The sequence below is a fragment of the Bacillus rugosus genome, from assembly GCF_023238245.1.
In the GTDB taxonomy this organism is placed as follows: Bacteria; Bacillota; Bacilli; order Bacillales; family Bacillaceae; genus Bacillus; species Bacillus rugosus.
In genome coordinates this window covers 2043951-2059696 of the sequence record NZ_CP096590.1, presented here as the reverse complement: position 1 = coordinate 2059696, position 15746 = coordinate 2043951, and the positions used below count along the sequence as shown (strand labels likewise).

Sequence of the window (15746 nt, the reverse complement as noted above, 5' to 3'; positions counted from 1 at the left end):
TAATATGGGTAAAGGTCATTTTTGAAACCTTTTGTTAGCACACTGCGTATATCAAGAGGCTTTATAAAGGCTGAGAAAACACTGTACAAAACTTTTGGAAGAAAGCGCTTTATTCAATTGGTTATTGATTAAAAATTTAAAAATAGAGGTGTTGGGGATGAGTATTCACATTGCTGGTGCGCCTTGCTGCTGGGGTGTAGACGATCCGAAAAATCCATATCTTCCGCCATGGGAGAGAGTGCTGAAGGAAGCATCCCAAGCCGGTTATAAAGGGATCGAGCTGGGGCCGTACGGCTATATTCCGATTGATATCGAACGAGTTCAAGCTGAGCTTTCTAAGAGCAATTTGTCCATTGTTGCCGGTACCATTTTCGATGATTTAGTAACAGCGTCAAATTTGGAAGAATTGCTGCAGCAAGCAGACGATATATGTTCTTTTATGACAAACCTTCATTTCTCTTTTCAGGAAAAAAGGGGGCACTTTACACCGCCTTATTTGGTCCTGATTGATTGGGGACACGACAAAAGAGATTACAAGGCGGGGCACCCTGATCAAGCGCAACGGTTATCTAAAAAGGACTGGAACCGTATGATGTCTCATATTCGGACAATCGCGCAACGGGCATGGAAGCGATATGGTGTGCGGACCGTCATCCATCCTCATGCAGGGGGCTATATTGAGTTTGAGGATGAAATTCAGCGGATTATTAAAGGATATCCCATACGATATTGCGGGCCTTTGTCTTGATACAGGGCATTTGTATTATTCAAAGATGGATCCGGAACAATGGCTCAGAGACTGTGCGGACCGTATCGACTATATCCATTTTAAAGATATTGATGAAAATGTATATCAGCAGGTGATGGGGGAGCATATCCGCTTTTTTGATGCTTGCGCAAAAGGAGTCATGTGTCCGATTGGCCAAGGAATCATTAACTATGATTCAATTCATAAATTGCTGAAAGACATTCATTATGACGGCTACATTACGATCGAACAGGAACGTGATCCAGAAACTCTGATGCTAGTTTAAGAGATGTCAGTCAGAGTATTGCTTATTTAAAAAGTGTTGGTTACGAATGATGGGGGAACCCAGAATGAATAACGGTGAAAGACCGATAAGCTGGGCAATGGTTGGCGGTCGGGGAAGTCAGATTGAATACATTCATCGTTCAGCAGCAATTGCGTGATCATCACTTCCAATTAGTGCAGGCACATCTGATATCATTCCGGAACGGGGAAAAGAGTTCGGTCCTGAATTTACATGTTTCTACGGAACGCTGTTATTCAGATTTTCGGAACATGTTTGAAGAAGAAGCCAAACATGAAGACAGAATTGAGGCTTGAAGCGGGAGTGGAAGGTGTCCATTGGGTGGAATATTAATAACATGCTGAAAACGCTACGAAAGCATACGTTTATCAAGATCATAACGTTATCAATCAGCAGGAAAATAAAAAACAAATTGTGTGGAAAGGTCATTTTTAGCGTTTTGAGAAAAGAAAATTAATTGTGTTTTGATCGTTTTATCACCGCTTTATGGCCAAAAGTTTTGGTGGTGGTCAATCCATACAGCTAAACTGAGAAGAACGTGACAATGAATCTCGTTCTCCTCAGATTTGCTTTATTCACCCTGATGTTTCTCAACTAATGTGAATGTCCATTCTTTTAACAAATGTTTCTGTATATACCTTTTTCCGTTTATTTCTATGTAAGGAATGTCTTTCATGTCTCTGGCTAACTGTTTTGCCTCTGTTGTTGTTATTCCTAAAAAATGACCGATATAAAAGTAAATATCTCTTTCTTTTATAAGCAAGATATCACTCTGTTCATTACCTTTTGATTGGTTCATCTGCTTTAAGCCTTCTCCGATAAAATATCCAGCCAAAGCAACACCGATTCCTAAAAAAACGTCCATATGCATGCCTCCATTATGTCGATGTTATGTTATACGAGCTTGGCATACTCCGGGTTTCATTATTAACCAAAAAAACCGCCATAACGTGCTCTGGACGGCTTTTTCGTTCATGCTTTTTCAATCTTCACACGGCCAGAAAAAAAGGTGGCGCCGCCGCCCATATCGGACAAGCGATCTGGGGTAAGCGCGTTTACAAGCTGTTTTTTTCCTGGTTCATCCGCCCATAATCCTTGGCTGACTACGACACCGGGCAGCACTTGTTCTCCGACTGCAGCGGTCAGCTCGCATTCTCCCCGGCCGTTCCAAATTCGTACAGGATCCCCATCAACGATTCCATGTTCTTCAGCATCTTTTGTGTTGATAAAGAGCTTTGGCGTTTTCTCAAGCTTGATGTGCTTTGCATTGTTGGAAAACGTTGAGTTTAAGTAATTATGGTTTGGCCCCGGAACATACATAAACGGATGTTCGTCATCGCATGGAAGAGGCGTATGTGTCGGTAAAGCCGGGAAACCAGCTTGTTTCATTCTCTCTGAATATAATTCTATTTTTCCGCTTGGAGTTGGGAGTTCGCCTGGAAACAGCGGCTTTTCGCGTTGCGCTTTCATAAATGAATGCTTAGTAAGTGAATCGTAATCAATTTCCGCCAAATATGGGTTATCCGGATGGTCAAGTGCCTGGCGGATTAATTCTGCATCTGAATCTTTGAGCTCCTGGTCTGTGAATCCCATTGCTTCAGCAAGTAATCGGAACACCTCAGTGTTAGACTTGCTTTCTCCATATCTCTCAATCACCGGCAGCTGAAGCTGAATGTAATGGTGCCAGTAGGAGGTATAAAAATCAGTATTTTCAAAAGCGGATGTTGCAGGCAGTACAATGTCCGCATATGCAGCTGTTTCCGTTAAAAACAAATCATGAACCACAGTAAACAGGTCTTCCCGCAACAATCCCTGTCTGACTTTGTTCGCTTCTGGCGCGACAACGGCCGGATTCGTCCCGTAAATAAATAGAGAGCGAATTGGTGGATCTGTTTCCAAAAGCACTTTGCCCAGCTGATTCATATTAAACGATCTCGGTGTGCGCCCTTTCAGTAAGTCAGGCCGCTGCAAGGCACTTGTGTTATATTCTAAAATTCCGCTGTTATGCTTAATTGCACCGCCCCCTGTGTGCAGCCATTGGCCGGTGATCGCCGGAAGACAGGCAATCGTCCGTACAATCATCCCGCCGTTATCGTGGTGCTGGAGTCCGTTTCCGATTCTGATAAAAGAAGGGGAGGTTTCGCCGTACATTCTTGCCAGCTGATAAATATCTTCGGTACTGACACCAGTGATCAGTGATACCTTTTCCGGATCATACTGTTTCACGTGTTCACGGAGCTCTTCATAGCCGACCGTGTATTCAGACAGAAATGCTTTATCATGAAGGTTTTCTTTAAATAAGATGTGCATGATGCCAAGGGCAAGTGCGCTGTCAGTTCCGGGTTTTATGGGAATAAACCAATCTGCGAGACGTCCTGTCTGATTTTGATGAACATCAATGACGACAATTTTGGCACCTTGTTTTCGTGCTTTTTGGGCGATAGTAATTTGGTGCATATTTGTGCTGACTGCGTTGATTCCCCAAAAAATAAATAGTTTCGTATGAATGGTTTCCTCGGGATCGATTCCCGCACTTATACCCATCGTATATTTATAGCCCTCAGATCCCGCTTTGCTGCAAATCGTTCGTTCAAGCTGGCTTGAGCCCATGCGATAAAAGAATCGGCGGTCCATTCCTTCAGCTGTTAATTTGCCCATATTTCCGTAAAAACTGTATGGAAGTATGCTTTCAGCGCCCTCTTCATCAATTAGCTGTTTCCAGCGTGAGGTGATGGTATCGATCGCCTCTTCCCAAGAAATCGGTTCAAATATTGCCCGGCCTTTCGCCCCTGTCCGTTTGAGGGGTGTAGTCAGCCGCTTTTCATCATAAATGCGCTCCGTCATGTTTCGGACTTTGTTGCAAATGTTTCCGGCCGTGACTGGATGATCAGGATCACCTTGGACTTTCACAATTTTTCCGTCTTTTTTATGTATTAACAATCCGCACTGATCCGGGCAGTCAAGCGAGCAAACGGATTTAAAAATGCCGTTTTGTTGTGTGGCAAAAGATTTCATGGCCCAGTTCCTCTCTCTAGTTAGATATATTGTAAGAATTATAACATTTCGGATGATAACGTCAATTCTGAAAAAAGAGATTGACATCAATCTGAGACTTCTTTATGATAAACGTATTCTTCATTCCGAAAATTACATATTCAACGTTTTCTATCCAGAGAGGTGGAGGGACTGGCCCTATGAAACCTCGGCAACATTATTGTGCCAATTCCAGCAAGCGTCAGCTTGAAAGATAGGAAAGCAAGGTTTATACCGGCGTCTGTCAGTAAACAGGGCACGCTTATACATGAATCTCTTTCCATCTTCGGAAAGAGATTTTTTTATGAAAAAATATGATGAAAAGGATGTTTTGCACCATGACGGTTTTGGTTACAGCACCGTACAACGAAGAAGGAAGAAAAGAGCTTGAAGAATTGTTCGGCTCAGTTATTTATCATTCCTGGAAGGAACAAGGCCGGGCATACCGGGAAGATGAACTCATTCAACTACTAAAAGAATCACATGCGATAGGCTTGATTACTGAGCTTGATCAAGTAACAGACAACGTATTTGCATCTGTTTCAGGCCTTTCATTTGTGGGCGTGTGCAGAGGAATGCCCTCCAATGTGGATGTGGCTGCAGCGTCAAAAAGGGGCATACCCGTTTTCTATACACCTGGGCGGAATGCACAAGCCGTTGCTGAAATGTTTATCGGCAATGTGATTTCCTTTCTCCGCCATACCAGCACCTCTAATCAATGGCTGAAGGATGGAAAATGGGACAGCGATTACTTGCAGGCTTATGCCAAATTTAAAGGAAATGAATTAACGGGAAAAACGGTCGGCATGGTTGGGTTCGGCGCGGTAGGGCAAAGGATTGCAAAACTGCTGACAGCGTTCGGCTGTAAAATAAAGTATTACGATCCATACGTACAGGACGATCTTCCCCTATATGAAAAAGTATCTCTTAAAACGGTGTTTTCAGACAGTGATATCGTTTCTGTCCATCTGCCTCGTACCGAGGAAACACTAGGACTTATTGATCGGTCGTATTTTGATCTAATGAAAGAGAGTGCGATTTTCGTCAATACTTCGAGAGCAGTTGTGGTAAACCGTGAAGATCTTTTATCTGTATTAAAAGAACATAAAATCAGAGGGGCGATTTTAGACGTTTTTTATCATGAACCTCCAGAGGAATCAGATTACGAATTCATTTCATTGGCTAATGTTCTGGCAACACCGCACCTTGCTGGAGCAACCTTCGAAGTGGAGGATCATCACGTGACGATCTTGAACGGAGCTCTCAAAAAGTGGAAGGGTGAAAAAACTCTTAATATTCCGACATTGTATAACAAAGATGAACTAAAAACAGAAGTATAAGAAAGGAGGGTAACGCAATGAAAAAACAAAAAGGCTATCTCGTTTTTGATATCGGCACAGGGAATGCGAGAGTAGCGGTCGTGAGTGTTTCGGGAAATGTTCAAACAGTTGAACGGGAGGACATCGTGTATTCAACCGATACGCTTTACCCAGACAGCCGTTATTTTTCTCCTCAGTTGCTGTGGAAGCAAGTGATGAAACTGGCAAAACGTGCACTTTCTCGTTCTCGTGATATTGACATCATTGGTTTGACATCGACGAGTCAAAGACAGGGGATTGTGCTGATCGATCAAAACGGCGACTCTTTTCTCGGGCTGCCGAACATTGATAATCGCGGCCGTGAGTGGGAGGAGTGCATACCCAATCGAGAAGAGATATACAGCCGCACAGGCCGCCTTCCGACTGCACTTTTTTCTGCGCTCAAGCTTTATGGTTTAAAACAGCGTCAGCCTTCTTTATGGCAAAAGACTGCTAGCTTTACAAGCATCAGTGATTGGGTGACATACCAGCTGAGCGGAGTTTTGACATATGAACCTTCGCAGGCAACAGAAACCCTGCTGTTTGACGTAAAGCAAAACACTTGGTCAGAAGAGATGTGCGGCATATTCGGCTTTTCACCATCTATCCTTCCGCCTCTAGTAAGATCGGGAACAGCGGTTGGAACAATAACAAATGAGTATGCATCCGAATTAGGTCTTTCTAAAAATGCGAAGGTGATAGCAGGGGGCGGGGATACACAGCTGGCTGTGAAAAGCACCCGCGCTGCGCTTGAGGACATTGCCATCGTATCAGGGACAACAACGCCAATAACCAAAATTACTGCTGGCCATGGCGACACAAAACATAAAGCATGGCTGAATTGCCATACAGATCAAGGACATTGGCTTGTGGAAACGAACCCGGGAATTACCGGCCTGAATTATCAAAAATTAAAACAGATTTTTTATCCCAATGAATCGTACGAAGTAATGGAGGAAGAGATTTCTGCACTTGCTAAAGAAGACAATGCATGTGTGGCGGCTCTCGGTTCTTACTTATCGGCAGAAAAGAATGCGTTAACGAAAGGCGGTTTTCTTTTTGATGCCCCGCTTTCAGCAAATTTAAAGAGAGCACATTTTGTACGCGCGGCGCTGCAAGAAATCGCATTTTCGATCAAATGGAACTTTGACATATTAACAGAGGTGACTTCGTTTGAACGTGACTATGTTTGGGTGTGCGGAGGAGGATTCCAAAGCAAAGCGCTCACTCAATATACCGCGGACCTTCTTCAGAAGAAAATCTATGTCCAAGAGGGATATCATCAGGCCTCTGTCGTTGGGGCTGCAGTCATTTGCAATGAAACCTTTCAATTGACGGAAGAGATGGCAGCAAGTGTCCGGGTGATCAAACCGCAGGACTGTCAGGTCCAACTTGCTTTATATGAGGAATGGAAGCAAACACAGCGCTTTTTTTCAAGTTCAGACAAAGTGTTGATATAAGGGGGCATTTGCTGCTGTTTTGAGGAATTATCTAATTTTTGGCTTTAATGAGGTAATACGGTAATTGATGTTAGCATCTAAGGAGGAGACAGATATGTTGGATAAAATCGGAATACCAAAGCGGCTAGCTTGGGGGTTTTTAGGGGTTGTTTTGTTTATGATGGGAGACGGGCTTGAACAAGGGTGGCTCAGCCCTTTTCTGATCGAAAACGGGCTTACGGTTCAGCAATCCGCTTCAATTTTTAGTATATACGGGGTTGCACTTGCCATAGCTTCCTGGTTTTCGGGTGTATGTCTTGAAGCATTTGGCGCAAAACGGACGATGTTTATGGGGCTGTTGTTTTATGTGATCGGTACAGCTGCCTTTATCGTGTTTGGATTTGAACAGCTGAACCTTCCTGTGATGTATGTGACTTACTTCGTAAAAGGGTTAGGCTACCCGCTTTTTGCTTATTCTTTCTTGACATGGGTCATTTACAGAACACCGCAAAGCAAACTAAGCACTGCTGTCGGCTGGTTTTGGATTGCATATTGCCTGGGCATGTTTGTGTTCGGCGCTTGGTACTCAAGCTATGCGATCAAAGCGTTCGGTTATTTGAATACGCTTTGGAGCTCTATTTTCTGGGTATGTCTTGGTGCATTCTTCGCATTGTTTATCAATAAAGACCGTTTTGAAAAGAAGAAAAGAAAAAGATCAGAAACAGCCGAGGAGCTTTTAAAAGGGGTTACCATTCTTTTTACAAATCCGCGGGTGCTTACAGGCGGCATCATCAGAATCATCAACAGCATTGGTACATATGGTTTCCCAGTCTTTTTGCCGATGCACATGGCTCAGCATGGAATTTCAACCAATGTTTGGCTGCAGATATGGGGAACGATTTTTCTAGGGAACATTGTGTTCAACCTTATTTTTGGAATTGTCGGCGATAAGTTCGGCTGGAAAAATACTGTTATTTGGTTCGGGGGAGTCGGGTGCGGCATTTTCACGGTCCTATTATATTATGCACCTGTTTTCTCTGGTGGAAGTTTAGCAGTTGTCAGCGTGATCGGCTTTATTTGGGGAGGTTTGCTGGCAGGCTATGTGCCGATTGGTGCAATTGTGCCGACGGTAGCCGGAAAAGACAAAGGAGCGGCCATGTCTGTATTGAATTTGGCTGCAGGTTTATCAGCGTTTGTCGGTCCTGCGCTCGCTTGGCTGTTCATCGGTCTCATCGGTGCAGAAGGCGTTGTTTGGATCTTTGCGGTCCTTTATCTTGCGAGCGCGATCCTGACGAAATGCATTCATATACCTGAAGAAAAAGCAGTACAGGAGGAAACCTCTCCTCAATATGCATCTTAATTAGAAAGCGCCCTGTTTTAGGGTGCTTTTCATCTTTTGTCCAGTGATGTAAGGATTTCCATGCTTGCAACAGCATTCGCTATCTTTATGGCTTCTGTGATGGACCGAAACATCAGTTTGATGGCGAGCGGTATCAGTGTGGTCACTTGTGTATTGTCAGGCTGTTTTATTTCTTTTGCTCCACATCACCCATTATTGAATGCCCTTTGTGCGATACTGCCGCAAAAAGCATATATGACTTTCATTCATGGGGTAGAAATGGGGGATTCAATGTGGGAATACAAGACTCAGGTTGTCTATATTTTGATGTGGTCGGCTTTGTTTTGTTTCCTTGGGGTGTGTATTACAAGAAGAAGGACCAATAAAGGGATTTATGAATAGGGGGGAAAAGAACATGAGATGCATAGTGGTCTATGCATCTTTTTTTGTGCGTTATATGATCATAAGAGGTGAAAATCTTGAGGGAAGTGATCAAGAATCAAGATGTAATAGCTGGTGCAGGTTATGAATCTGACATTTTAAAGGGAAGGGGGATGTACGTGCAGAGCATACCGTTCATTCTCTTGATTTTAAAATAGAATATACATTTGTATCATAAGGAATTCCATCTTGATACATGTACTGTCGTAAGACGCCTTCTTTTTGGAATCCCATTTTTATGAGCAGTCGATTTGAGGCTTCATTTTGAGTAAAAACAACTGCACCAATACGCGTCAGTCCAAGAGCAGAAAATCCGTAGGATACAACCTCTGAAAGGGCTTCCAATGCAAATCCGTTTCGCCAATGCGCCGGAATGATTTCATAACCGATCTCTGCACGCCGATGCTTTTGAGCCAAAGCATGAAAGCCAATTGTTCCGATAAGTTCTTTGGTGTCTCTTCGTTCAATTCCCCACCGTATACCGCGTTTTTCTTGATAAAGGCCGGCAAACGTTTGAACCATTGAAATAGCCTTTTCTATAGATTCCATATTTTCAAGTCCGTAATAGCGTGTCATCGCATGGTCAGAAAAACAAGCAAAAATGGCTTCTGCATCTTGATCTTTGATTTGCCTAAGTGTAAGCCGATCCGTTTCTAATACAGGAAACATTCCACCACTCCCCAAGATTGTGTTTTGTTTATCATATCTCTTTCATTTCCTCTTTTCTATAGTGAAGTCAAACCTGAGGCAGCAAAGGAACGAATTTGTCTTTCTAGTTGCTCTTTATTTTTGTTGAACTGTTTCAACCGATGGCCGTTTGCGCCTGATGGGTGGGGAAAGCCGCGAAGGCAAAAAAAATTCCTGATGCAGTGATGGCTGATCAGTGTATCACACACTGTTTCGGCTGCTTTTCCTAACGGTATGAGAAGAGCCGGTCCTGTCAATTTATTAAGCTCAGCAGGGAAGTGCCCAAAAGCATAAATGCTTAGGATAGGTGAGCGAGTGATAGCTGGCCTGTAACCGGTATAGTTTTTTTTTTTGCTGAATGAAGACAGGATATTTGATAACGGAAGTTGTATGAAGCATATGCCGTAAGTCTCCAAAAAGCTGTGCGGCGCTTTGAATGCCTAAAGCCTGTGGCAGCCCGCAAAAATCCAGCATCGAGATCAGGTTATGCCTCATCGAACCGGAGAGACCTGCTGCTTTTTTCGTGTCTACTGCCATTTGCTCAACAGACCGGCCGCACCGCAGGCTTTCTGCGGCTGTTTCGTATGCTGTTTTCATCTGGGAAAAACCTGGCGTGATTCCGGCAATCACAATAGAGGCAGTCCGTTTGATATATTCATTATGAGGTGAATAGTAGATGGCAAGTTCGTTTTCTTGATGGAGACGAAATGGAGAAGCAAGCAAATCAGACCTTGTAAGAGAAGAAGGAAGAGAATGCAGTTTCTCTGCGAACTCATTTAAGCAGCTGCGGTTTACAATCATTCGTAAGCCTCCTCAAAAAAATAATATCCCATTGTCCATTCTGATCGTAACAATGGGATATCATACATCTTTATCTGCTATTTAAATGGCCTGCCTGCCACACCTCTTTGACTGCTTGAGGAACTTCTTTCACTTCAGCTGTTGTTTGTTGAAATACGTATTTTTTCATTTGGACATCCTGCTGAATCTTCTTTTGTTTCTGCGTCAGCAGCTGGGCTTCTGTTTTTAATCCTTCGACTTGTTTTTGCATAGCTTGGGTAACAGAGGTGAGCTCCTTTAGTGCGGGATCTATTTTTTTCTTGTTTTGAATCACATTAATCCCTAAATAAATGATAGAAATTGCCAATACTGCGAGACTGATATAAACAATAACCATATGTTCACTCCTTTTCTTATGTCATTACCCTGTTTCCGCTTTTTTAATCAGAAGAAATGATGTTTGTACAGTTCGTTTGATTTGCGTATTGGATTTATTGTACTTATAATGTGATATCGTACATATGTAAACAAAGAAAGGGTGCTTCAATTGCAAAGTTTACAAAATAAAACTGCTCTTATCACAGGCGGAGGTAGAGGGATAGGCCGCGCTACAGCTCTTGCGCTTGCGAAAGAAGGCGTGAATATTGGGTTAATCGGCCGGACTGCCGCAAATGTTGAAAAAGTGGCTGAAGAAGTCAAAGCGCTTGGTGTAAAGGCAGCATTTGCCGCTGCAGATGTAAAAGATGCCGAGCAGGTTAACCAAGCTGTAGCTCTAGTGAAGGAACAGCTCGGTGATATCGATATCCTCATTAATAACGCTGGCATCAGCAAATTTGGCGGTTTCTTAGATCTGTCAGCTGACGAGTGGGAAAATATTGTACAAGTCAACCTAATGGGTGTGTATCATGTGACTCGCGCGGTGCTTCCGGAAATGATCGAGCGCAAAGCCGGTGACATCATTAATATTTCTTCTACAGCGGGGCAAAGAGGAGCTGCTGCAACTAGTGCTTACAGCGCTTCTAAATTTGCGGTTCTCGGGTTAACAGAGTCTCTTATGCAAGAAGTGAGAAAGCATAATATCAGAGTCAGCGCGTTAACGCCGAGCACTGTTGCTAGTGATATGTCTATTGAATTGAACTTGACAGACGGTAATCCTGAGAAGGTTATGCAGCCAGAGGATCTTGCTGAATACATGGTGGCACAATTGAAATTAGATCCGCGAATTTTCATCAAAACAGCGGGACTATGGTCAACAAATCCGTAAAAATGAAAAGCCTGTCTTGGGGACTGACCCCATAAGATGAGACAAATAAAAACACCTTCAAGTTTGAAAACGGATGATTGTTATCCGAAATTAGACTTGGAGGTGTTTTTTCTATGGGGACAAGAGTGAGTTACTCTGTTGAAGTTAAACAGAAGGCTGTAGACATGAGGTTGGCAGGCGTGCCTATGAAAGAGATCATGCAGAAATTGAATATTAAGAATAAGACACAGGTTCAGACATGGGTTAGATGGCATAAGGCTGGGGATACACATCGATTCCCAGCAATCCCGCTGCTGGTCATAATGGACAGGGGGATACTGTCATAAATCGGTAAATGAAATAGCTGGTCTTTTTCGAAAGTATAATTCTTTCATGGAATTGAGGTTGGCGTAACGTTCTTCCTTAGAAGGGCGTGCAGCTTGATATATCATTCTATCATCTCCTTTCTTATAAGTTACCAAACCATGTTTTTTCAATTCAATGGACATAGATAGAATGAAGAAAAGGTAATTCGGACAATCGTTTTACATTGAAGATCATTGGAAAACCCGCTATAATAGAACTAAGTAAACTATGTACCAAATGTTCAATGTTTATTTTTTATTCCGCTACAATGATAAACAGCAAATATGAAAATTACTGCATTATCAGTCAATAATATAAAGAAGGAAAACAATAGAAGGAAATTGAATATTTAGTACATAGTGTTCTCAGTGATAGCGGAAGGAGTGCAAATAATGAAAGAAGAAAAAAGAAGTTCAACTGGCTTTTTAGTTAAACAGCGTGCATTTTTGAAACTTTATATGATAACGATGACAGAGCAAGAGAGGCTCTACGGATTAAAGCTGCTTGAAGTTCTTCGGTCTGAATTTAAAGAGATTGGATTTAAACCAAATCATACAGAAGTATACCGGTCTTTGCATGAGCTTCTTGATGACGGGATATTAAAGCAAATCAAAGTAAAAAAAGAAGGGGCTAAGCTCCAGGAAGTCGTCCTCTATCAATTTAAAGATTACGAGACTGCCAAACTATATAAAAAACAGCTGAAGGTTGAACTGGACCGCTGTAAAAAACTGATTGAAAAAGCGCTCTCAGATAATTTTTAATAGAAACAAACACCCGCGCAGCAGTGTGCATCGGGTGTTTTCTGCTTTACATTATACATATTTGTCGAAAAGATACAATACAAATCAATGATGACCTTCACACTTGACATCATTTCCTCACGTGGTAACATTTTAAACGTGTGAAAATGCGAACAAATAAGCGAACAAAGGAGATGTTACCGATCTTTGATCAAAAAAAAGTAGCCTTTATAGGAGCAGGATCTATGGCGGAAGGAATGATATCAGGTATCGTTCGTGCCAACAAAATCCCGAAACAAAACATCTGCGTTACAAACCGCAGCAATACAGAGCGATTAGCTGAACTTGAACTTCAATATGGAATTAAAGGCGCCTCACCGAACCAAATGTGTATTGAAGACATGGATGTGCTCATTTTGGCAATGAAGCCAAAAGACGCCGAAAGCGCTCTGTCATCATTAAAATCACGTATTCAACCCCATCAATTAATCTTGTCGGTCCTTGCCGGCATAACCACCTCTTTTATTGAACAATCATTGCTTAATCAACAGCCGGTTGTCAGAGTGATGCCCAACACCTCCAGTATGATCGGCGCTTCTGCAACTGCCATTGCGCTTGGCAAGTATGTGTCAGAAGACCTGCAAAAGCTGGCTGAAGCATTGCTCGGATGTATGGGTGAAGTCTATACAATCCAAGAAAACCAAATGGACATATTCACCGGAATTGCCGGCAGCGGCCCCGCGTATTTTTATTATTTAATGGAATTCATTGAAAAGACAGGCGAGGAAGCGGGCCTCGATAAACAGTTATCTCGAAGCATCGGCGCACAGACGCTTTTAGGTGCCGCAAAAATGCTCATGGAAACAGGAGAACAGCCTGAGGTTTTAAGAGACAATATCACGTCACCGAACGGAACAACTGCTGCCGGGCTGCAAGCCTTGAAAAAGAGCGGCGGCGGAGAAGCGATTTCTCAAGCGATTAAGCATGCGGCAAAGCGTTCAAAGGAAATCAGCGATGATATTGAAAAAACAGCGGCCCCGCTATCAGGAGTGATAAAGTGACGCCTGATACAAACATGAAAAGAGTTGTTGTGAAAATTGGAAGCAGTTCATTAACAAGCCTTCATGGAGAAATCAGCATTCGAAAATTAGAAGCGTTAGTCGACCAGGTCGTCAAACTCAAAGACGCCGGCTATGAAGTGATTTTGGTTTCCTCAGGCGCAGTGGCGGCGGGATATCGAAAGCTTGGATTTATCCGAAGACCAGAGAAGCTTCCGGAAAAACAAGCATCAGCCTCAATCGGCCAAGGCCTGCTGATGGAAGCTTATTCAAAGCTGTTTTTGGCACACGGCTATGTTGCATCCCAAATTTTAATTACAAGAAGCGATTTTTCTGATGAATATCGATATAACAATGTCCGGAATACAATGAATGTACTCCTCGAACGCGGTATTATCCCGATTATCAACGAAAATGATACAGTTACCGTCAATCGGCTCAAGTTTGGCGACAATGATACGTTAGCGGCAAAAGTCGCAGGATTAATTGATGCAGATATGCTTGTGATTTTATCAGATATCGACGGATTATATGACGGCAATCCGCGCACAAATACAGAAGCGAAAAGGATAGAGCGGGTAAGTGAGATAACGCCTGACATCGAAGCGTGTGCAGGTGACACTGGCAGCGGCGTCGGCACTGGCGGTATGCGTTCTAAGCTTGATGCGTTTAAAATCGTAATGGCATCTGGAATTAAAGGGTTTCTTGGTCAGGCAGATGCCGATGATATTTTATATCAAGCCGTTCATGAAGTAGCGGAAGGCACCTATTTTGAAGCAGAGGGGATGCTTCCGTTGAATCAAAAGGAGCAGTGGATCGCTTTTAATTCCGGCCCGGAAGGTGAAATGATTTTATCAGATGATTATTCACGTAAAATAACAAACGGGCAAACAAGTTTATATCTGGACGGTGTACAGGAGATTAAAGGAAAATTCAAAAGCGGATCAGTTGTTCGGCTGATGGATTCACAAGGGGCAGAAATCGGCCTCGGAATCGTCAATTATTCTTCTGTACAGCTTCAAGAATCGGAAAAGAAGGAAGAGCTGATAAATAAAGCTGTGATTGATCAGGAAGCATTTGTTTGCCATGTAGATTTATCTTTGCCTGTAAATTAATTTGCAGTAAAAAACCCGAAGCTTCTTTTATAGAAGCTCGGGTTCATTTTTTATTGATACTGCTCCAGCTTAGAGAAGAATTGAATGACAAACTCATAAAAGTCATTCGCAGACGGAGCAAGCTCTCTGTTTTTCGGTTTAATGATCCCGACAGTCCGTTTTACTTGAGGAAACTCAATCGGAATTTTCACAGTAAAACGAGGTGTCGTTTCAGCAAAAGTGCTTTCAGGCAGAAGAGTAACGCCCATTCCCGCTGACACCAATCCTTTGATGGCATCCAAATCCTCACCCTCCGTAGAAACGAGAGGAGCAAATCCGGCTTGTTTGCAAGCGTCAATTGCCATTTTTCTAAGCACAAATCCTTCTGGGAACAATACAAACTGGTCGTTGCGCAAATCGATTAAATGAACCGTTTTTTGTTTGGCAAGCGGATGATTTAATGGAACAAGCGCGTAAATTTTTTCTGTGAATAAAATTTTCCCTGCTATGTCAGGAAAATTCGTTGGCACCGGCCCTAATAAGGCCAAATCAATATCGCGGTTTCTGACAGCTTCAATCAGAAACTTATAGGAGCCTTGGCGCAGCAAAAACTCGACGTGCGGATATTCTTCTTTAAATGCTGAAATGACAGTCGGCAAAAGCTGGCTGGCGAGGCTTGTAGGAAAGCCGATCTTTACAGTTCCGCGATGCGGGTCGAGATACTCGTCAATTTGTTCTTTCGCATAATCGATGGCTTTCATAGCCGTTTTCACATGAATTAAAAACTCTTTTCCGATCGGCGTGAGTTTGATATTTCTCCCTTCACGCTCAAATAATGTCACATTTAATTCTTCTTCAAGATTTGCAATTTGTCTGCTGATTGCTGATTGGGCCACATGCAAATGATCAGCGGCTTCTGAAACGTGTTCTCTTTCGGCCACCTCCATAAAATAACGCAGTTGGCGCAGCTCCATGTTTGTCTCACATCCATCTATCTCATTTTGAGATTCTTTTGATCTAAATTATATATTGTTTATATCGTTTTGAAAACCTACAATGATTATAGAGTGTTAGATTTTATGACCGGTATTATCGGAAATTGATCGGGGGAGAGGA

The 15746-nt window shown here is 42.7% G+C and carries 14 protein-coding genes, 2 pseudogenes and 1 riboswitch; of the genes and pseudogenes, 10 read left to right on the top strand and 6 right to left on the bottom strand.

The window, feature by feature from the left end; translation table 11 throughout:
- The first annotated feature begins 157 nt into the window (after window positions 1-157).
- Window positions 158-748, top strand: a complete 591-nt coding sequence (locus tag M0696_RS10060; protein WP_248602737.1) for a sugar phosphate isomerase/epimerase family protein — start codon at window positions 158-160, stop codon at window positions 746-748.
- Window positions 690-1034, top strand: a complete 345-nt coding sequence (locus M0696_RS10055; RefSeq protein ID WP_248602769.1) for a TIM barrel protein — start codon at window positions 690-692, stop codon at window positions 1032-1034. Before M0696_RS10060 ends, M0696_RS10055 begins: the two co-directional genes overlap by 59 nt.
- Before the next feature lie 589 nt (window positions 1035-1623).
- Here M0696_RS10055 and M0696_RS10050 read toward each other — a convergent pair.
- Both M0696_RS10050 and M0696_RS10045 read right to left on the bottom strand, forming a co-directional pair.
- Window positions 1624-1917 carry a hypothetical protein gene (locus M0696_RS10050; RefSeq protein ID WP_222142963.1) on the bottom strand — a complete coding sequence of 98 codons (294 nt, stop codon included), beginning with the start codon at window positions 1915-1917 and terminating at the stop codon, window positions 1624-1626.
- Between the two features lie 107 nt (window positions 1918-2024).
- On the bottom strand, window positions 2025-4067 hold the full coding sequence (locus M0696_RS10045) for a molybdopterin oxidoreductase family protein (RefSeq protein WP_166852323.1): 2043 nt from the start codon (window positions 4065-4067) through the stop codon (window positions 2025-2027).
- Window positions 4068-4214: 147 nt separating this feature from the next.
- Window positions 4215-4306: riboswitch (SAM riboswitch) on the top strand.
- A gap of 93 nt (window positions 4307-4399) precedes the next feature.
- Here M0696_RS10045 and M0696_RS10040 point away from each other — a divergent pair.
- The 3 genes from M0696_RS10040 to M0696_RS10030 all read left to right on the top strand — a co-directional run bounded on the left by M0696_RS10040 (window position 4400) and on the right by M0696_RS10030 (window position 8242).
- Window positions 4400-5425 carry a 2-hydroxyacid dehydrogenase gene (locus M0696_RS10040; RefSeq protein ID WP_166852326.1) on the top strand — a complete coding sequence of 342 codons (1026 nt, stop codon included), beginning with the start codon at window positions 4400-4402 and terminating at the stop codon, window positions 5423-5425.
- 17 nt (window positions 5426-5442) lie between these two features.
- On the top strand, window positions 5443-6903 hold the full coding sequence (locus M0696_RS10035; protein WP_222142962.1) for an FGGY-family carbohydrate kinase: 1461 nt from the start codon (window positions 5443-5445) through the stop codon (window positions 6901-6903).
- Between the two features lie 94 nt (window positions 6904-6997).
- Complete coding sequence (locus M0696_RS10030) at window positions 6998-8242, top strand: MFS transporter (protein WP_166852332.1); 1245 nt, start codon at window positions 6998-7000, stop codon at window positions 8240-8242.
- A 555-nt stretch (window positions 8243-8797) separates the two neighbouring features.
- On the opposite strand, the gene M0696_RS10025 is transcribed toward M0696_RS10030, so the two are convergent.
- From M0696_RS10025 to M0696_RS10015, 3 genes and pseudogenes are all read right to left on the bottom strand, one after another.
- Complete coding sequence (locus M0696_RS10025; protein ID WP_222142961.1) at window positions 8798-9331, bottom strand: GNAT family N-acetyltransferase; 534 nt, start codon at window positions 9329-9331, stop codon at window positions 8798-8800.
- A 42-nt stretch (window positions 9332-9373) separates the two neighbouring features.
- Window positions 9374-10150, bottom strand: a pseudogene (locus tag M0696_RS10020) (hypothetical protein).
- Between the two features lie 70 nt (window positions 10151-10220).
- Window positions 10221-10526 carry a DUF948 domain-containing protein gene (locus tag M0696_RS10015; protein WP_248602736.1) on the bottom strand — a complete coding sequence of 102 codons (306 nt, stop codon included), beginning with the start codon at window positions 10524-10526 and terminating at the stop codon, window positions 10221-10223.
- A 150-nt stretch (window positions 10527-10676) separates the two neighbouring features.
- Here M0696_RS10015 and M0696_RS10010 point away from each other — a divergent pair, with 150 nt between their 5' ends.
- The 5 genes and pseudogenes from M0696_RS10010 (at window position 10677) to proB (ending at window position 14651) form a co-directional block, all read left to right on the top strand.
- The gene (locus tag M0696_RS10010) at window positions 10677-11393 is read left to right on the top strand and encodes a 3-ketoacyl-ACP reductase (RefSeq protein ID WP_166852341.1); all 717 of its coding nucleotides are present in this window, start codon (window positions 10677-10679) and stop codon (window positions 11391-11393) included.
- Window positions 11394-11506: 113 nt separating this feature from the next.
- Window positions 11507-11671 (top strand): annotated as a pseudogene (locus M0696_RS10005) (IS3 family transposase); the annotation flags it as partial.
- Window positions 11672-12130: 459 nt separating this feature from the next.
- Complete coding sequence (gene rtp / locus M0696_RS10000) at window positions 12131-12499, top strand: replication termination protein (RefSeq protein ID WP_248602735.1); 369 nt, start codon at window positions 12131-12133, stop codon at window positions 12497-12499.
- A 146-nt stretch (window positions 12500-12645) separates the two neighbouring features.
- Window positions 12646-13539 (top strand): pyrroline-5-carboxylate reductase, encoded by an 894-nt coding sequence (gene proC, locus M0696_RS09995; RefSeq protein ID WP_166852343.1) that lies wholly within the window; start codon window positions 12646-12648, stop codon window positions 13537-13539.
- Window positions 13536-14651: a glutamate 5-kinase gene (proB, locus tag M0696_RS09990; protein WP_222142960.1), complete on the top strand. Its 1116-nt coding sequence runs from the start codon at window positions 13536-13538 to the stop codon at window positions 14649-14651. Before proC ends, proB begins: the two co-directional genes overlap by 4 nt.
- Before the next feature lie 50 nt (window positions 14652-14701).
- Here proB and gltC read toward each other — a convergent pair whose 3' ends face one another.
- Window positions 14702-15604, bottom strand: coding sequence for a glutamate biosynthesis transcriptional regulator GltC (gene gltC, locus M0696_RS09985; RefSeq protein ID WP_166852349.1), 903 nt, complete (start codon window positions 15602-15604; stop codon window positions 14702-14704).
- Window positions 15605-15746 lie beyond the last annotated feature (142 nt).